Origin of the sequence: Nostoc favosum CHAB5714 (genome assembly GCF_020829495.1) — a bacterium.
In the GTDB taxonomy this organism is placed as follows: Bacteria; Cyanobacteriota; Cyanobacteriia; order Cyanobacteriales; family Nostocaceae; genus Nostoc; species Nostoc favosum.
Map to the genome: position 1 here is coordinate 39,192 of NZ_JAIVFQ010000006.1, position 18,395 is coordinate 57,586.

The following is an 18,395-nucleotide window of genomic DNA, read 5'->3' on the forward strand; positions in this document are numbered from 1 at the left end:
TTTATTTCTAGTTGCTAAGAAATTCTTCCAAGCTGGGTACATCTATCCAACTTGCTTTTTGATGCGATTCATGGGATAAATCCATCAACAACTGAGAATAAATTCCTTCTCGCAGCGATGGTATAATTTCCTGATTGCGATCAATTCCCTGCAACCATTGGTCTACTACGCGGATAAATGCAGAAATGCGACCATCAGCATAATTTTTCGGAAAAATTAACCGATTTGGTATTTCTATTTCTGTTAGGGGTTTACCTGGACGGGAAGCCCAAACACGAAAACCATGTATATAATCTTTTTGATTTTCACTACCCACAATTAATGTACCGCGATCGCCATATACTTCTACCCAATGAGTTCTTGGTGCATGAACTACCGCGCTGATAGAAAGTTGACAAGGTGTACCATTCGCTAATTCCAGCGTTAATATACAGTTGTCATCTGTATCCACTGGCTTCGGTTCCCCACTAACAGGGTCAACTCGTGTAGGAATAGCAGTAGTTAAATGGGCGTTTAATCTACGGACTGGGCCAAATAACCAGTGAATATAATCGAAGGCGTGGGAACCCAAAGATCCCAATGCACCGCCTCCTTTCTCCTTATCAGAATACCAATTCCAAGGGCGTGAAGTATCAGCACGAGAAGAACCTAACCAATCAATTTTAATTAAGCGCAACTTACCCACATAATCTTCTGACAATAATTCAGCAAACAACTGCCATCCTGGTACAAAGCGAAATTCAAAATCTACAGTCGCAATAACACCTTTTGATTTAGCTAAGTGATAAAGTTCTTTAGCCTCAACTGCATTTAAAGTTGTTGGTTTTTCCAATAACAAATGTTTCCCAGCTTGCAATACGGTTTTTGCCATTTCATAATGCAAAAAAGGCGGCGTAGAGATGCTAACTGCTTGCACTTCTGGCAATGCCACAATATCTGTAAGTGAATCGGAGGCGTGGGGGATATTATGGGATTCTGCTATAGCTTTAGCTTTATTTATATCTCGGTGATAAACAGCAACTACCTCAGTGCGAGGATGTGCTTGGAATCCAGGGATGTGGACTTTTTGACCAAATCCAGTGCCTGCGATCGCAATCCCAACCATATCATCATTTACTCCTATACTTATATAATTCCCTATTTATTTAATAATATCATTTCATCTATCATATCTAATATCTCCGAGTCTTTACTTCTATTAAACTTACTAGCGAATAATTTTTCTGATTGTCTGATTTTTTCAAAATCCTGTTTTTCTAAAATTATTGGATGATAGGCATTAACGTCACCCCAATCTCTTAGGACTTACGCATTGACAAGAAATACCAAATATGAGTGAGTTTAAAAACCCTATCTTTCGTAGGGGTTTAGCAATGCTAAACCCTTACAGCATGGTCTATTTACGATCAAAGAATAGTTATAAAAGGCCTGAAATATCCTCAAGATTGTTAATCAACATCACGATTAATTTGTACAGTGCGTAAGTCCTATCTATATATCTTTATCTATATGTATAAAAAATGAAACATCATCTGTATTCAATTTAGAAATAAGACGCCGGATTTTGGGATACCCAATAGCAAGGTTCATATAGAACTTACGCACAATAGAGCCGCTCTCCGTGGTAAAGTTAATAACACTAACGGATTTTCAATATGCGAGTTCAAATAACTGTAATTGCGATCGCAGTAATGTTAGTGGGTGGGAAAAATCTAGAGGCCATTGCAGACTCGCAATCTCCTACTCAGGATGGGTCTAGTGGTATTGTTACCCCGGAAGCTACGATCCATATAAGAGAGTATGCCAAATATGGGGATTATATAGGAGTCACTTCAGGAGATAACCAGACGCTTGAATTTTCCCAAAAAGTTGTTAAAGACATCCAAATTCGTTTTATTAATGACAAAGGTAAGTTACTTGATGACAAAGGTCAGCCAATCAAAGGGCGGACTCAGACAGATTTTATCATTGGTCTGCTGAAACTCAAACCTGGTCAGGTATTTCGTGAAGATTTACTTCAAGCAGACTTGCAACGATTGAGGAAATTAGAGTCATTTAATCAAGTAAATGTTGATCGAGAAGAAGATGTTTCTAGCATTAATATCATTTATAAAATCAAAGAGCGTGGCTTCCCTTCTCTAATCTTAGGAGGCGGTAATAACGATGATGTTGGGCTATATGGTCGAGTGGGTTACAAAGATGCAAATATTAGCGGTATTAACGATAAATTAGATACAACTGTACAAATAAGCAGTAAAGATGTCCAGTTTAATGGTCAATTCACTAGTCGTTATCGTCCTGGAGAACCAAACCGCTTAGGCTATAGCATTAGAGGTTTTCGTAGTCGAAATATATCGGGAACCTTCAACGAAGATATCAGATTGTCTAACGGCAACAAAGTGCGCGAGGGAAGGTTTGGCGGTTCTGTGGGACTTTTAGGAGCTTTTGATGAGTGGGATACATCAGTGGCTCTCAACTATACCAGGATTAGCCTACGCGATCAAGAATATAACGTTGCACAGGTGGATAGATTAGGGAGTCCTCTATCTGTGAGCGGTACTGGCATTGATGACCTATTTACAGTATCATTTGCTGTATCCAGAGATCAACGCGATCGCAAAGATAATCCGACTCAAGGATCAATCCTCACCCTCAGCACAGAACAAGCGATTCCCATTGGATTGGGTAATATTTCCAGCAACCGCCTACAGGGAGACTATATTCAGTATTTACCAGTAAGTTGGATAGGGAATGGTAGACCAACCGACAATCCAGAAATGTTGGCGATTAATTTACAAATTGGTACGACTATTGGAGACTTTCCACCAGCAGATGCCTTTAATATTGGTGGGCTAGATTCTGTCAGAGGTTACGGTTATGGTAAAGTTGCCAGTGGTCGCAGTTATGGTTTAGCTTCCCTGGAATATCGTTTTCCAATTTTACAGTCAATCGGAGGAGTTCTCTTTACTGACCTCGCCTCAGATTTCGGGTCTAGCGAAACCGTCCTAGGAGAACCAGGAGTGCTGCGAGACAAACCTGGAAGTGGCTTTGGTTACGGCTTAGGATTGCGAGTCAAGTCATCCTTTGGGCTGATTCGAGGCGACTTAGGAATTAGCAACCAAGGAGAAGTTAGATTTGAAGTTACCACAGGTCAGCGATTTTAATTTCATTACCGCAAGTTCTCAATATCCTAAATATTTTTTCTCAATATCTTGAATATTTTAGGACTTATATCATGTTCGCATAATTAGTTATGATTTCCACAGTCATTGCACCCCACACGCCAGATGCTCCACTTGGGGAGACCCCAAGACCGCACTGGCTCCCCTTAATCCCCTCCCCGCTTGCTCTTAGGGGAGACGAAGCGACGATTGTCGGGGTGGGGTTCTTCGGGTTTAATAAGTAATCAAGCGAACATGATATTACGCAAAAACCCTCTCAAACTCTCATTCCTCTGTGACCTCTGCGCCGCGCCAGTTGCTACCCTTCGGGAACGCTAAGAGCGAACAAGTCGGGGAACCGCAAGGGCGCACTGGCTTCTCTGTGGTTCGTTTTCCGTTACTCGTGCGTAAGTCCTATATTTTATAGATGGGGTAAAAAACGATAATCTATGACTCAAGAGGAATGGACTGCGGTCGATCGTTACTTCACCGATTTGCTTGTGCCGCCCGACCCCTCGCTGGATGCGGCTCTCCAGACCAGCGCCGCAGCCGGACTACCATCGCACAATGTTTCGCCAAACCAGGGCAAGCTGCTGCTGCTGTTGGCGCAAATCCAAGGGGCGCGAACCATCTTGGAGATTGGCACGCTGGGCGGCTACAGTACTATCTGGCTGGCGCGGGCGTTACCCAGCGACGGCCGTCTGATTACGCTGGAGGCTAACCCAAAGCACGCCGAAGTCGCCCACGCCAACATCGCCCACGCTGGTCTGTCCGATATCGTTGACCTACGCCTTGGACAGGCACTCTCTACGCTGCCACAGATTGCCGCAGAGGGTCATACATTTGACCTGATCTTCATTGACGCCGACAAGCCAAACAATCCAGATTACTTGATGTGGGCGCTCAAGCTTTCCCGTCGCGGCAGCCTGATCATCGCCGATAATGTCGTGCGTGGCGGAGCGGTGGTTGATGCTGCTAACGGCGATCCTAGCGTCCAGGGGGTGCGTCGCTTCAACGAACTGCTTGCCTCTGAGCCACGCGTCAGCGCCACGGCAATCCAGACCGTGGGTAGCAAAGGGTACGACGGCTTCGCGATCGCGATCGTCACCTCTGACCAATAACGCATTGAGCCAAGAGCCGTGAATTTATTGCTTAATTTTTGCAATCGCTCTTTAAGCTTGAATAGCAAGAGATTGTTAAGTAGGTAAACATAATTAATTACACAATGTCATTGCGAATGTAGCGAAGCGAAATGAAGCAATTCGCTTGCGGCTGGGATTGCTTCTCTTCGAGACGCTCCGCGAACGCTTCGCTCGCAATGACTGTAATTAATTTTGCGTAGTTACTTATTTGTTAAGTCTTAGGAACGATTTTGAGGGAACAGGTAGGCGATCGCAGCGTAACCCGAAACACTGAGTAAACTAACCAAAAAAGCAGCCAAAATAAAAGTAGACATAATCTTAGACTCTATGCATTTCCAAAATCTCGGCATCCATCAAAAAACAAAGACTTTGGATAGTTTCAAATTAGCAATTGGGTATGACACAGCCGTGACTACATTGTGTCAATCCTTTATCTCAAGCTAAAGGCAGAAAAAACCGAAACGTACTGCCAACTCCCAACACGCTTTCTACCTGAATCTGACCGCCTTGTAGTTCAATCAAACGACGGGAAATAGTTAAGCCAATACCAGTGCCTCCCGAATGGCGATCGCGTGACTGATCGGCTCGCCAGAAGCGCTCAAACACATGGGGCAAATTTTCTGGAGCGATACCAATACCTGTATCTATAACCGCAATCCAGAGTTGAGATGCATCAGTCCCAGCACGAATGGTAATTGAACCTTCGTTAGTGTAACGTACTGCATTACCTAGCAGATTAACCAACACCTGTTCTGTGCGGTCAATATCTGCTAATACAGGAGGCAGCACAGATGGACATTCTAAGACCAGAACTGGCCCATCTTCCAACAGCTGGTCGGTGAATTTCTCCACTAATGACTCTAACAACGGACGCAGATTTACCCGTTGTATATTAATTGGCAAATAACCAGCTTCTGCCTTAGACAGTTCTTGTAAATCGTTCACCAACCGCTCTAAGCGCCTAGTTTCTTTAGCTAAACGCCGATAAATTTCAGGAGACGCTTCAATTTCCCCATCAGCCAGTTCTTCCAAGTAACCGCGTACAACTGTTAACGGTGTCCGTAATTCATGGGTCATGTCTCCAATCACTTCTCGCCGCCGCGCTTCTACCCCTTCTAAACTGGCTGCCATCCGGTTAAAACTAGCACCCAATCCATTAAGTTCTGCAATGTCAGACATCGGTAGTCGTGCATCCATCTGACCAGCAGCAAATTTTTGGGTAATTTGTTCCATCTCGGTCAACCGCCGCATAATCCTTCTAGACACCCAGTAACTCAATCCTCCGGCGGCGGTAGTGCCGACTAAGACTGACCAAATAGTACTTCGCTGCCAAGCAAGTTCAAATCCTGTAACCAATTCAGTACGGATATTGATTAAGTCGAACCCCCGATTTTCTAATCGTTCCAAATGCAAGACAAACAAGCGAGGGGAAGAGATTTTGCTGATGCTCACCAGACTAGCTACCCCCACGAGCATTACTACTAAGTGGGAGAGAAATAGGCGCTCTCTCAGCCCCATTTTCATAAGATTTACGCTACCAGAGGATCTTCAAATTTATAGCCCACCCCAACAACAGTTTTAATAAAAGTAGGATTTGCCGAATCAGGCTCAATCTTTTTTCGCAACCGAGCTACATGAGTATCCACCACTCGTTCATCGCCAAAAAAGTTATCTCCCCAAAGTTTATCAATTAGTTGAGTGCGGTTCCAAACTCGACCAGGATTGCTGACAAAGGTAGTTAGCAAGTTAAATTCTAGGGTAGTTAAGTCTAAAATCTCAACTTCTTTGGAATTCATCTGACGACTGGCAGTGCGCTGGTCTACATCGACAATAAAATGTTGGGTACGATTGACTTGATGTTGTCCCCCTTGGCGGAGGCTACGCCGCAATAGTGCCCTCACCCTAGCTACCAACTCTCTGGGGCTAAAGGGTTTTACCATGTAATCATCAGCACCAGTAGACAGACCAATAACGCGATCAATTTCCTCACCCTTAGCCGTAAGCATTAAAATGTAAGGATCTTTTGCACCTGGTTTCTGGCGAATTCTGGCACAAACTTCCAACCCATCCAAACCAGGAATCATTAAATCTAGAATGATTAAATCAGGTGGTTGCTCCTGAAACATCCGCAAAGCATTCATGCCATCGCGGCTAGTGCGACAAAAAAATCCTTCTTTTTCTAAAGAGAGTTCAATTAAATGAGCAATTTCTGGTTCATCTTCAACTATTAAAATATCCATTTCAATTAGGGTCGAGCAAAATGGGACTGAAGAAGACAAAGGAGAGTTCTTTCACCACGTCTGGTACTCTTTGCGTATTCTTGTAGCGGTTCTTTCAACCTCACCCCCAACGCCTCTCCTTGGCAAGGAGAGGGGAGTGTTTGCTTTACTCAAATACGGGGTGAGGTGACTGCACCCAAGTGATAACCGCTATATTTAAAGGTTTGAATTTGACGGCGTGCGATAACTATAGCCAACATTAGAATCTTTTTGAATGTGTGCCTTAATACTATCAAGGTCAATGAAGCAGTCAGCAACATCAATCAAGCTTTCACTAGTGGTATTTTGTAGACTCACCACTTCCACCCGAACCCCCATTCTGCTGACAGCGTTCACAGCATAGGCTAAATCCCCATCGCCACTGACTAAAACCGCAGTATCATAATAAGGAGCTAAAGTTATCATGTCTACAGCAATTTCTACGTTCAGATTTGATTTTTTGAAATTTTCTGCTGCTAGAACTAGCTCTTTTGCCACTACACGATAGCCATTACGACGCATCCACAATAGAAAACCCTGTTGCTTTTCATTGGTGATATCAACCCCAGTATAAAAGAAAGCACGCAACAGTCTTGAACCGTTGGTTAAATGACAAAGCAATTTAACGTAGTCAATTTCTATACCGAGTTGTAAAGCTGTATGAAATAGGCTTAAGCCATCAATAAAAATAGCAACTCGACCACGATTCAAGCTATTTAAAATCGAACTATCAGGTGCAGGATCTTCCGTTTTGGTATCTTTACCTTTGACAGGAGTATCGCTCAAATTTTGCCCTTGCCAATGTGGTTTAGCTTTGAGTACTTTAGGTTCTTTAAATTCATTTCTTTGTTTACTAAAATTAGTTATAATCATTGATACCTCTGATTTTAAAGCTGGAAAGAGTTTTGGGTAAATTGTCTATACTATATATAGTCTAGTCTGTGCTGATTTATAAACCTAGCAGGTAATGGCCTTAAGTCACTACATTTAGATAAACTTAACTGACGCTAAACAGAATCAAAACTACACAGTCCAAGGGTTTTTGACTGTTGTCAGGGTTGGTTTGACGAGATTTTGCCTCTGCCCACAGATATGTTAATCTTTACCTACGTAGACAACAAGAGTTTGGACAAATTGACACTCTTAGGTGTAAAGACACGCTCGATTCTTGATTCAACGAAGTCACTTGCTTAGGCAGGATTGCTCCAGCAAAAGTAGAGGTGTCTTCTGCACAACCGGGGAAGAGCGTCTAGCGCAAAGGTTCCGATATGCCCTAGAATCGGCGAACGTCATCTATCTATATTTTATTTTACCCTGTATGGGTTTGAGGCTTGTTTCTCCCTCAAAAGAGAAGTTTTAGTAAAGTATCTAAGTAATATTTAATACAATTTTTATAAAAGTTTAGCTGAATGAGGGAGTGCTAAACGCTTAATAGTCAGAAAGCATTGATTAAAATACAAGATTCCCGACTTCTTTAAAGAAGCCGGGAATATGAGTCTTAGTCTTTAGCTAGCTTATTGTTGGATGTGTAGTAAACCTTACTACCAGTATCAGGGACAAAATGGCAACTGATACATGAATTCCATACTGACTTCCAAATCGGTTCTTCCGATTTATGGAAATACTCACCCATCACTGGTTTTATTGCCTCAGTTGCCTTCAGCAAATTGTAGTGAGGGATGTTAAGGAATATATGGTGAGCAACATGAGTACCAATATCGTGATGGATATGATTAACCAAACCATAATCACGGTCAATACTAGAAATTGCGCCTTTCAGGAAAGTCCAATCTTCTCCACGATACCAGGGAAGCTCTGGCTCAGTATGGTGCAAGAATGTCACCAAATCTAGCCAAACTATGAACACAAGGTAGGGCACAGCGTAATATTTCAGCAACCACATCCAACCCCATTGGTAGGTGAGGAAACCTAGCAAACCAACCATGCCAATCAAAAGTACAGTACTAGTTATGACATCCCATTTTTCCGATGGTTTGAAAAGTGAGCTACTAGGCAAAAAGTGGGAGCCTTCCTTATTAGGAGAACGCTTAAACAAATACACAGGATAAGCCAAGAGAAAAACATAATATCTGCCTATCTTTTGGGCTAAAGGCATCTCCTTATATTGCGATTCTGTCACAGGATACCAGCTTTCATCGTTATCGATATTGCCAGTATTTTTGTGATGAGTTCTGTGACTAATCCGCCAACCATGATAAGGAACAAGTATTGGTGTGTGAGAAAGATGTCCAATCAAATCATTGAGCCATTTATGCTTAGAAAAAGATTGGTGTCCGCAGTCATGTCCGACTACAAACAAAGCCCAAAACATCGTTCCTTGCATTAGCCAGAAAATCGGGAAGAAAAGCCAAGAATCCAGGTAATGAGCAACTGCATAAAGCAGACCGATAATCAGGATGTCACGAAAAAAGTATAAAAGTGATTTTGTCACATTGGGCTGAAAGCATTCAGCAGGAATTGCAGCTTTTAAATCCTGAAGAGTGAAAGGTAATTTAGTCGTATCCTCAGACGTTTCACTGCTAAGAGGATTGTTGAAACTGATGATATTTGATTGCACTGGATTCTTTTGATTGGATATAAATCGGAACTTTATTTGAGACAAGATAATCTCAATTCTAGGATGCCCACGACACTAGCGATCGCTAACACACAAGAGGATAATTTCTGGCAAGCCTAACAATTTTAGTCAATAAAAAATTGCCAGATTCTATTTAAACACACCATGATAAACGCTCTCGTTGGTTCAAGAGCGTGAGTGTAATCACAGCGCTATTTATCGCTCTGTGTAATGTTCGTTGAAAGTCTTATACCCAACATCAGTTGTGTATAGTTGACATTGGTCTGTAATCTGCTTCATTAAAGGCCAAGAAAACTGACACTCATCATGCAGATAAGGCTCCCAATTTTCTTTGATGCTGCTGTAAGCTAGCCGCAAATTATAAGAAGGAATCGCAGTGGAAATATGATGAGGGACATGAACATTGATATCATGGCACAGAATTTCTACCCAGCGCGGATAATCGCAATGAATAGTGCCAAATAACTGTGCTAAAGCTTCGTTCCACTTATTCGCTGTCGTAAAAGGAACATCTGCGGCGGTGTGGTGAACAATGGTAAAAGTACTCATCCAAAAATGGTAAATCATCCAGGGCACTAGCCAAAACTTGACAAATCCCCAGATACCAGTTGTGGCGATTAGGGCCGGGAAAGCGATCGCTGCAAACACAACTACTACAGCCACAGAAAGCTTGATGCTTGATTGGTCTTTCGTTTTGAAGTTCCGCCAATCAAAATGCACCACAGCCCAATGTCCAATGGAACCTACCCACCAGAGGCGTTTACGCATGAACAACTCAAAAGCAGACTGCCGGGTTTTATCCCAATTTTCAAACACTTCTGGTTGGATTGGATGCCAGGCGTTGTCCTCATCCAGCTTGTTGGTATGAGTATGGTGATAATTATGCTTAATGCGCCAACTGTGAAAGGGGTAAATCAACGGCATCATGAAGAAATGCCCCACCAAATCATTTACCCAACGACGTTTGGCAAAAGACCTGTGTCCACAATCATGGCCAATTACAAAAAAACCTGTTAAAGCAGTGCCCGTAAAAATCCAAGCTAGGGGCAAGAGAAACCAAGGAGTAATGATCAGGCTGTAATAGCCCAAGGCAACCGCCAAGACACTGAGCAGTACTTGTGTCCAAGCTTTGCGACGGTTCTGCTGAAAACATTCCCGTGGCAGGGTTTTGACAATATCTTTGAGCCTAAAGTCGGAATTACCAGGCTCGTCACTTAGTTTCTGGCTATTAATTATTGATGTAGTCATGAACACCTGAAAAAGAACAAACTCCTCCACCAAGTCACTAAAAAAGCAACTTGCCGCAAAATTTCTTAATATTAGCGCTTCGGATTATAGCAATCTAACCGACACAAGCGCACCAGTAAATAGCTTTTTAAAAAGTGAGGAGTTATTTTTGAAAAGTGAGGAGTTAGAAGTGATGAGTTATGAGTTAAAAACGTTACGCATCATAACTCCAAACTCCAACTTCAACTCCTAACTCCTAACTCCTAACTCCTAACTCCTAACTCCTAACTCCTAACTCCTAACTAGTTTTTATTGGGGCCAACTTCACATTAGTAGCCAGACCAACTGCTTGCAGCAATTGAACAGTCATCCAAGTTAAATCGATTTCCCACCATTCCAGCCCATGACGAGCCGAGTATTGAAAAGCATGATGGTTATTATGCCAGCCTTCACCGAAAACTAGTACGGCTACCCACCAGCAATTAGTCGATTGATCTCCAGAATCATAGCTACGATAGCCAAATTTATGAGTAGCGCTGTTCACCAACCAAGTGCAGTGGTAAACCCAGACAATGCGAACAAAAATTCCCCAAATAACAAAGGGCCAGCCACCCAGAAGTAAAAGCAATACACCCAGAGCAACCTGGATCAAAATGAAATATTTTTCTAAAAACTGATAAACTGGGTCTTCGGCAATGTCTTTGGTGAAACGAGGAACATCAGCGTGAGCGGGACAATAATGAATCAGCCAATCCATGTGGCTCCACCAGAAGCCTTTATTAGAGTCATGGGGATCAGTGTCCGTATCAGAGTTTAGATGATGGATACGATGTGTCCCGATCCATTCAATTGGGCCTCCTTGACAGGAGAGTGTGCCAAAGAAAACCAGGAGATACTCTAGCCACTTGGGAGTTTGAAAACTGCGGTGGGTGACAAGGCGGTGAAATCCTAGAGTAACGCCTAAGCCGCCAGTCACCCAATACAGCAAGAAACCCATACCAACTGCCGTCCAGCTAAAGTTACCAGGAACAAAGGCAAATAAAGCGCCGATGTGCAGTCCAATGAAAAACAGGGTGTTAACCCAGTTAATTTGAGGTTTTGTTGAGGTAGCAATTGTCATGCAGTAACCTGAATTAGAATTTTCCAGCCTAGTCTGCGCGATCTTAAAATCCGCATATCTATAATTTAATTTTTTTTTGAACGAGGAACTGATGAACAGCTTAGAACAGCTGCGGCAAGCAGAACAGGCACTATTAGAAATTTTTTCTGGAATTGACACTCAGGTCAAGCATAATCTAAAACGAGTGCTGGATGCCTTTCGTAATCACCGTGTGGGCGCACACCACTTTGCTGGTGTAAGTGGTTATGGTCACGATGATTTAGGACGAGAAACTTTAGATAAAGTTTTTGCCGAAGTTATGGATGCCGAAGCTGCGGCCGTGCGGGTGCAGTTTGTTTCGGGAACTCATGCGATCGCTTGTGCTTTGTTTGGTGTGCTTCGTCCTGGAGATGAAATGTTAGCAGTGGTCGGTTCTCCCTACGATACGCTTGAAGAAGTCATTGGTTTACGGGGTCAAGGTCAAGGCTCTCTAATCGAGTTTGGCATAAATTACCGCCAATTGGAGCTAACCTCCGAAGGAACTATAGATTGGCAATCTTTAAGTACTAATGTGGCCGAAAACACTCGTTTAGTGTTAATTCAGCGTTCTTGTGGCTATTCTTGGCGTCCTAGTTTATCAATTGCCGACATTGAAAAAATCGTTCACTTAGTCAAACAGCAAAACCCGAACACCGTTTGCTTTGTGGATAACTGCTATGGCGAATTTATTGAAACCAAGGAACCTACAGCCGTTGGTGCTGATTTAATGGCTGGGTCATTGATTAAAAATCCTGGTGGTACCATTGTCAGCGCTGGCGGTTATGTTGCTGGTCGCGCCGACTTAGTGGAAGCCGCCGCCTGTCGCCTCACTGCTCCCGGTATTGGTAGTTATGGTGGCGCTACTTTTGACCAAAATCGCCTGCTGTTCCAAGGCTTATTTCTGGCTCCGCAAATGGTAGGAGAGGCGATGAAAGGGACTTATCTTACTGGTTATGTATTTGACAAACTCGGTTATGCAGTGAATCCCGCACCTCTGGCTCCTCGTGGAGATGTAATTCAGGCAATTAAACTCGGTTCTGCCGAAAAGCTAATTGCTTTCTGTAAAGCCATACAACAGCATTCTCCCATCGGTTCCTATCTTGACCCTGTTCCAGATGAAATGCCGGGGTATGAGAGCAAAGTAGTCATGGCTGGGGGGACATTTATTGAAGGGAGTACCTTGGAATTATCAGCAGATGGGCCAATGCGTGAACCGTATGTGGTTTATTGCCAGGGGGGGACTCATTGGACTCATGTGGCGATCGCATTAGAGGCTGCGATTAATGCAGTAGGAAATGCTGGCGATTGATTATAGCATATATTCCGCAGGGCATCAGGTTTATTGAGAAATTAGTGAAAGGCGATCGCATTTGTTATATCTTGCACCTGCCTATCCCGCCTGAGAATAAATTCTCAGGCTAATAGCCCAAGTCCACTAAGCGTGGACTACAACCCTTACTTAGTCTTCTTTAGAAGACTTTAGCTATAAGCCTCAGAATTCATTCTGAGGCGTTCGTGGGGACTGGTGCAAGTTCTGAGTATAGGCAATTAAGACTGCCATTGTTATTTCAGCGATGCCGTACCCCTACTCTTAAGCAAGCTACGCAAAGCGTCTCGTGGAGAAAGCTGGCTACGCCTACGCATTTGTTACTTCAGCGAACGCATTTGTTACTTCAGCGATCGCATTTGTTATTTCGGCGATCGCATTTGTTATTTCGGCGATCGCATTTGTTATTTCGGCGAACGCATTTGTTATTTCGGCGATCGCATTTGTTATTTCGGCGATCGCATTTGTTATTTCGGCGATCGCATTTGTTATTTCGGCGATCGCATTTGTTATTTCGGCGAACGCATTTGTTACTTCGGCGAACGCATTTGTTACTTCGGCGATCGCATTTGTTATACTACCGATCTACTGATCCCATGATGATATCGATACTACCCAATACTACAACCAGATCGGCAACCTTCACGCCGCGTAAGATTTCGGGTAATACTTGCAAGTTATTGAAATCGGCGGGACGAATTTTCCATCGCCAGGGGAAGACATGATCATCGCCAATCAGATAAATTCCCAACTCACCTTTACCACTTTCTACGCGAGCGTAAATTTCCCCCTTGGCAATCTTAAAGGTGGGGGCAACTTTTTTGGCGATGTACTGGTAATCAAAGCCATCCCACTCAGATTTTTTTCCTGCTGCCATGCGCTTGGTTTCCAGGTTCTCAAAAGCACCGCCGGGAAGTCCTTTGAGGGCTTGGCGAATAATCTTCACCGATTCGCGCATTTCCCGAATTCTGACCAAGTAACGGGCATAACAATCACCAGCAGTATCCCACTGCACTTCCCAGTCGAAGTCATCGTAGCATTCATAATGGTCTACTTTCCGCAAATCCCATTTCACACCAGAAGCGCGTAACATGGGGCCAGAAAGCCCCCAGTTGATGGCTTCTTCACGAGCGATCGCGCCGACACCTTGAACGCGACGGCGGAAGATGGGATTATTGGTAATTAAGCGCTCATACTCGTCTACTTTGGGAAAAAAGTAATCACAGAAATCTTCGCACTTGTCTACCCAGCCATAAGGCAAATCTGCCGCCACGCCGCCAATGCGAAAGTAGTTATTGTTCACCATCCGATAACCTGTAGCGGCTTCCCACAAGTCATAAATCAACTCCCGTTCTCGGAAGATGTAGAAAAAGGGAGTTCCAGCACCCGTATCAAGTAAGAATGGGCCCAACCACAGCAGGTGATTAGCAATCCGGTTCAATTCCAGCATGATGACACGGATATAGCTAGCACGTTTCGGGACAGTAATATCAGCCAATTTTTCGGGGGCATTAACTGTAACCGCTTCGTTAAACATCCCAGCTGCATAGTCCCACCGACTAACATAGGGGACATACATGATATTGCTGCGGTTCTCAGCAATTTTTTCCATCCCTCTATGCAGATAGCCAAGAACTGGCTCACAATCGACGACATCTTCACCATCCAGGGTGACAATCAATCTAAAACACCCATGCATAGAGGGATGGTGAGGGCCCATGTTGAGCAGCATGGGTTCAGTTCTAGTTTCAATCCTTCTGCCGACGGTCATAATTAAATATTTCCCCTTTACCAAAGATTGAAAATGAGTGGCGATGCTTCGCTTTGATTAGGAATGATATAAAGAGTGAAATTTAGTCGAAAGTTAGATAAAGATTAGACCTCTTGCAAAAGTCCTTAACACCCCACCCCCAACCCCTCCCCAAAGCATCGGGGAGGGGAGCGTTTGCTTTACTCAAATGCGGGGTGGGGTTCTTTATTTTTGATTTATGCAAGAGGTCTATTATTCATACAGCGAAACACTTTTTATGCTGATTTTTAGAATCACGATGCTAAATCGTGCTAGCCTCCATTATTGGAATAATATGGATTTTAGTCTTGTAGATTCGTCCGATTTTTGGACGTTTTTCCTATTTTTTATATTTTTGTTCCAGCATTTTAGGCGTAACTCCCATGAGACGCTTAAAGTGGCGATTGAGATGGCTTTGATCGACAAAACCAACTTGACTAGCAATCTCTGCAATGGAAAGTTCTCTTTGAAGCAACAACTGTTTAGCTTTTTCAATCCGACAACGAATAATATATTGATGTGGAGTCGCACCGGTAGATTGTTTAAACAGTTGCGAAAAGTAATGAGAACTCATTTGAACAACGGCTGCAAGCTCTTTTAAGCTTAAGTCTTGGGCAAGATAAGTATTTATATAGTCAATCACTTGTTGCAACTTGTGTTTTGGTAAACCGCCTGAATATTCCCGTAATACAAGTTGCTGTGTACAGTAGTGCTGTAACAGATGAACGATTAGGGCATTTGCCATTGCTTCTGCATATAGGCGACTATCTGCACCATAATTTTCGAGGGCAGATTTGAGGGCTAGCCCAATTTGGTAAACCAGTGGATCGGGTGTGGCAAAATGTGGTACAAGTTCAATGCGATCGGGATCAACTGATTCGTAAATTGCATGAGCGAAAACAGTTGGTTCAAATCCCAGAAGAATCACACCACCTGCTGTATCCCAACAGGCACGATGTCCCGTGTAAGCAGGGGCGACAACAATATTACCCTGAATTACTTGCTCACTTTGAAAGCGACCATCGAGCCTCCGTTCTGCCTGAATTGGTGTTAGCACTTCGGTAAAAATAGCAACACCATGCTGTTTAGACAAAACCTCTGGAGTCTCGCCAGCCACCTGCCAGTCGTAAGCAAAATAGACATTATTCCAGTTTGCACTCAAACTGGTAAGAAGTGGCGATGTCTGACGACAAGCCGCTTCGCGTCTACGCGAAAAAATTCGCTTATACCCATCTTCCTTTTCTTTGGAGAAGTCAACAGATAAGGATTTCGTTTTTAGCATCGCTCTCACTGGTTCGACGTTCTTAATCTATCAAACTACCAAATGAGTGCTAGCTAGCTAATACATGTTCATTAAAAATTCCCCCAACCCTTCTTTGCAAGGAAAATTGGGGGAGTTAAGTGTAAATAGAACAGATGTGAATGCAACTTTATGCCAATGATTAGCCACCGATAGTTGTTGTACGCTCAATCAAAGGGGGTGCGCTCTAACTGTTGCCTTGTGTCTGTCCTGTTTTCGGCGTACCATGCAGGCGGGGATCGGGCTGGGGTGGTTCCGGTTCTGGCCCCAATGGTTGCGGATTTTCCACATACTCGAATTCGCCTTTGCCATCCATTGAGGGGCCTTTTGCCCAACGACCTTCAGAGCTTTCTGTGCCTTCTGAGTGATTCCAGAACTGATAAGAAAACTCGCGTTTCTCCAATTCCAATGGGAAGGAACTGGGAACTGGCGTGGTTTCCAATCCAGAGCTTTCTAAATCCTCAATGGTTGCTAGCCACAAGTTTTGATGCATGGTATCACGAGCAATCATAAAGCTCAAGGTATCTTTCACCCCTGGATCGTCGGTCATCTCATACAGTCGCACTGCTTGCAAACGTCCCTGACTTTCGGCGTGGAGATTAGACCGGAAATCTGCCAACAGGTTACCACTGGAGACAATATAACGACCGTTCCAAGGATAGCCGACGCTATCAGATGGTGTTGCACCCAAACCAGATACAATAGCGTGTTGGGGGTTCATCGCCGCCGCCATAATTACATCTCGTGGGCTACTACCGCCCATCACAGCACCTACTACTGCATCTTTTGCACTTTCTTCTTGCATTTTGATCGGCGCTTTATCTAGAAGATGGGCAATCATCGTTGCCAGCATCTCAATATGACCAATTTCCTCAGTACCAACATCTAGCAGCATATCCCGGTACTTGGCAGGGCCTCGACAGTTCCAACCCTGAAACAGATACTGCATCATCACGGTCATTTCACCAAAAGTACCGCCGATGAGTTCTTGAATTTTCATTGCGTAGACTGCATCTGGTTTTTCTGGTGGCTTAAAATACTGAAGTTTCTTATTGTGATAAAACATTTGAATTCCTCGTTAATAGATGTCGTTTACACAAAATCAAACAGTTGCCAAACTTTTATGCGATTTTGTGTAGCCTCTTATTACTAGGAAACTAATCAAATGCTTTATCTTCATCAGCCTCTAGTCAGATAAAAAAAATACTTTTAAATAAGTATTCCGACTAGGGCTTTTTTCTTTATAGTTCTGTCTAGGAATGGATTTCAAAAAGCTCTGGCTTCTTTCGAGAAAGGTATAACCAAAAGGCAGTAGTTTAGGACTTACGCACTGTACAAATGTATCGTGATGTGCATTACCTAAAATAGGTTGTTTCAAGCTTTTCTTAATTATCCTGCGATCGTAAATAGACCATGCTGTAGGGGCTAAGCTTTTGCTGTGCCCTTACGAAAGATATGGTTTTTAACCTTGCTCCATATTTGGTATTTATTGTCAATGCGTAAGTCCTATAGTTGACTGTATGGCTTTACTAGGCTCGATAGGGAGTCAAAGTAAAAAGGGGAACAACACTCTTCACAAGTGTCAACAAAAGCCTAGAAATAGCAAAACTTTCGGCTTGACTCGCCCGCCTCGAACTAAAGTTCTTTGGCTTTTAGCTAAAGTCTACTTCAGTAGACTAAAGATTTTTGGCTATATTTAGTCATCAAGAGATGACTTTCGCTAAAAGCCAAGGAACTGAAGTTCCTTGCGGGACATGACTCTTACGTTAAGTTGACACCAATGAACACTCTTGCGAAAATCCTTGATCCGCCAGGGACTCAAGTCCCAGGCTAATAGCAAAAGTCCGTTTAAACGGACTACAATTATTGTTATTAGTCGGTTTAAACCGACTTGAGCTATTAGCCCGAAAATAAATTTTCGGGCGGATGTTCGACTTTGGCAAGAGGTCTAATGAACACTCTTGTTCCCCTACGAACGCTTTATATTCCATGCACTTGAAAGCAGCTATAAGTTTTTAGCGATCGCAAAACTTCAAATAACTGCAAATCAGTTTTCGTCTCGCCCGTGAACTTGAGCGGGTGGACTGGTTGCTTCAACAGCAGTAAATGCTTCTAGGATTTTGTAAGTGTGGCTGGCTCCTTTTGGTACTACCCAAGAACTCCCAGGCTCTAGTAAAATCGTTTGCCCTTCAATATGCAATTCTGCACGACCATTGATTACATAACCAACAGTTTCATATTCTCGTGCTGTTGGCTCTTTAGGTTCGTTTGGTTCCTCATTCTCCCACAGGCGCATGGAAATGCTTTTGCCAGATGCAAGATATTTTTGACCAAGTTGACCTTTAGGCGAATTGCTAGAGTCTACTTTGATAACGGTTGTATCAGACATATTTTTTGCCTCTTTATACTTTTAACTTTGGGCATTGGGCATGGTTATTTTCCTTATTCCCTATT

General features: G+C 43.3%; 15 protein-coding genes. 4 read left to right on the plus strand and 11 right to left on the minus strand.

The window, feature by feature from the left end; genetic code table 11:
* Nucleotides 1–7: 7 nt before the first annotated feature.
* Nucleotides 8–1,105, minus strand: a complete 1,098-nt coding sequence (locus LC586_RS06480; protein WP_229483773.1) for a Gfo/Idh/MocA family protein — start codon at nucleotides 1,103–1,105, stop codon at nucleotides 8–10.
* A gap of 550 nt (nucleotides 1,106–1,655) precedes the next feature.
* Here LC586_RS06480 and LC586_RS06485 point away from each other — a divergent pair.
* A complete protein-coding gene (locus LC586_RS06485) occupies nucleotides 1,656–3,164 on the plus strand; it encodes a BamA/TamA family outer membrane protein (RefSeq protein WP_229483774.1) in 1,509 nt (502 codons plus the stop codon).
* A gap of 446 nt (nucleotides 3,165–3,610) precedes the next feature.
* Nucleotides 3,611–4,282: an O-methyltransferase gene (locus LC586_RS06490; RefSeq protein ID WP_229483775.1), complete on the plus strand. Its 672-nt coding sequence runs from the start codon at nucleotides 3,611–3,613 to the stop codon at nucleotides 4,280–4,282.
* A 456-nt stretch (nucleotides 4,283–4,738) separates the two neighbouring features.
* On the opposite strand, the gene LC586_RS06495 is transcribed toward LC586_RS06490, so the two are convergent.
* From LC586_RS06495 to LC586_RS06520, 6 genes are all read right to left on the minus strand, one after another.
* Nucleotides 4,739–5,827, minus strand: coding sequence for a sensor histidine kinase (locus LC586_RS06495; protein ID WP_229483776.1), 1,089 nt, complete (start codon nucleotides 5,825–5,827; stop codon nucleotides 4,739–4,741).
* Between the two features lie 5 nt (nucleotides 5,828–5,832).
* Nucleotides 5,833–6,543 carry a response regulator transcription factor gene (locus LC586_RS06500; protein WP_229483901.1) on the minus strand — a complete coding sequence of 237 codons (711 nt, stop codon included), beginning with the start codon at nucleotides 6,541–6,543 and terminating at the stop codon, nucleotides 5,833–5,835.
* 195 nt (nucleotides 6,544–6,738) lie between these two features.
* Nucleotides 6,739–7,434, minus strand: coding sequence for a LabA-like NYN domain-containing protein (locus tag LC586_RS06505; protein WP_229483777.1), 696 nt, complete (start codon nucleotides 7,432–7,434; stop codon nucleotides 6,739–6,741).
* Nucleotides 7,435–8,059: 625 nt separating this feature from the next.
* Entirely contained in the window at nucleotides 8,060–9,139 is a 1,080-nt protein-coding gene (locus LC586_RS06510; RefSeq protein WP_229483778.1) for a fatty acid desaturase, read from the minus strand.
* Nucleotides 9,140–9,355: 216 nt separating this feature from the next.
* Nucleotides 9,356–10,408 (minus strand): fatty acid desaturase, encoded by a 1,053-nt coding sequence (locus LC586_RS06515; RefSeq protein WP_229483779.1) that lies wholly within the window; start codon nucleotides 10,406–10,408, stop codon nucleotides 9,356–9,358.
* 277 nt (nucleotides 10,409–10,685) lie between these two features.
* A complete protein-coding gene (locus LC586_RS06520) occupies nucleotides 10,686–11,507 on the minus strand; it encodes an acyl-CoA desaturase (protein WP_229483780.1) in 822 nt (273 codons plus the stop codon).
* A 91-nt stretch (nucleotides 11,508–11,598) separates the two neighbouring features.
* Here LC586_RS06520 and LC586_RS06525 point away from each other — a divergent pair, with 91 nt between their 5' ends.
* The gene (locus tag LC586_RS06525; protein WP_229483781.1) at nucleotides 11,599–12,834 is read left to right on the plus strand and encodes a methionine gamma-lyase family protein; all 1,236 of its coding nucleotides are present in this window, start codon (nucleotides 11,599–11,601) and stop codon (nucleotides 12,832–12,834) included.
* A 307-nt stretch (nucleotides 12,835–13,141) separates the two neighbouring features.
* Nucleotides 13,142–13,444 (plus strand): hypothetical protein, encoded by a 303-nt coding sequence (locus LC586_RS06530; RefSeq protein WP_229483782.1) that lies wholly within the window; start codon nucleotides 13,142–13,144, stop codon nucleotides 13,442–13,444.
* Here the strand turns inward: LC586_RS06530 and LC586_RS06535 are convergent.
* The 4 genes from LC586_RS06535 to LC586_RS06550 form a co-directional block, all read right to left on the minus strand.
* Nucleotides 13,430–14,623 (minus strand): NAD(P)H-quinone oxidoreductase subunit H, encoded by a 1,194-nt coding sequence (locus LC586_RS06535; protein ID WP_229483783.1) that lies wholly within the window; start codon nucleotides 14,621–14,623, stop codon nucleotides 13,430–13,432. The two genes, LC586_RS06530 and LC586_RS06535, sit on opposite strands and share 15 nt — an antisense overlap.
* Nucleotides 14,624–14,981: 358 nt before the next feature.
* Entirely contained in the window at nucleotides 14,982–15,923 is a 942-nt protein-coding gene (locus tag LC586_RS06540; protein WP_229483784.1) for an AraC family transcriptional regulator, read from the minus strand.
* Nucleotides 15,924–16,128: 205 nt separating this feature from the next.
* Entirely contained in the window at nucleotides 16,129–17,007 is an 879-nt protein-coding gene (locus LC586_RS06545; protein WP_229483785.1) for a manganese catalase, read from the minus strand.
* Nucleotides 17,008–17,988: 981 nt separating this feature from the next.
* Entirely contained in the window at nucleotides 17,989–18,330 is a 342-nt protein-coding gene (locus LC586_RS06550) for a cupin domain-containing protein (protein ID WP_229483786.1), read from the minus strand.
* Nucleotides 18,331–18,395: the final 65 nt, after the last annotated feature.

Bases quoted from the DNA above. Each gene is read 5' to 3' on its own strand.
- LC586_RS06490 (WP_229483775.1), top strand. From the start codon at position 3,611: ATGACTCAAGAGGAATGGACTGCGGTCGATCGTTACTTCACCGATTTG.
- LC586_RS06485 (WP_229483774.1), top strand. From the start codon at position 1,656: ATGCGAGTTCAAATAACTGTAATTGCGATCGCAGTAATGTTAGTGGGT.
- LC586_RS06500 (WP_229483901.1), bottom strand. From the start codon at position 6,543: ATGGATATTTTAATAGTTGAAGATGAACCAGAAATTGCTCATTTAATT.
- LC586_RS06525 (WP_229483781.1), top strand. From the start codon at position 11,599: ATGAACAGCTTAGAACAGCTGCGGCAAGCAGAACAGGCACTATTAGAA.
- LC586_RS06540 (WP_229483784.1), bottom strand. From the start codon at position 15,923: ATGCTAAAAACGAAATCCTTATCTGTTGACTTCTCCAAAGAAAAGGAA.
- LC586_RS06520 (WP_229483780.1), bottom strand. From the start codon at position 11,507: ATGACAATTGCTACCTCAACAAAACCTCAAATTAACTGGGTTAACACC.
- LC586_RS06515 (WP_229483779.1), bottom strand. From the start codon at position 10,408: ATGACTACATCAATAATTAATAGCCAGAAACTAAGTGACGAGCCTGGT.
- LC586_RS06535 (WP_229483783.1), bottom strand. From the start codon at position 14,623: ATGACCGTCGGCAGAAGGATTGAAACTAGAACTGAACCCATGCTGCTC.
- LC586_RS06550 (WP_229483786.1), bottom strand. From the start codon at position 18,330: ATGTCTGATACAACCGTTATCAAAGTAGACTCTAGCAATTCGCCTAAA.
- LC586_RS06495 (WP_229483776.1), bottom strand. From the start codon at position 5,827: ATGAAAATGGGGCTGAGAGAGCGCCTATTTCTCTCCCACTTAGTAGTA.
- LC586_RS06505 (WP_229483777.1), bottom strand. From the start codon at position 7,434: ATGATTATAACTAATTTTAGTAAACAAAGAAATGAATTTAAAGAACCT.
- LC586_RS06545 (WP_229483785.1), bottom strand. From the start codon at position 17,007: ATGTTTTATCACAATAAGAAACTTCAGTATTTTAAGCCACCAGAAAAA.
- LC586_RS06480 (WP_229483773.1), bottom strand. From the start codon at position 1,105: ATGGTTGGGATTGCGATCGCAGGCACTGGATTTGGTCAAAAAGTCCAC.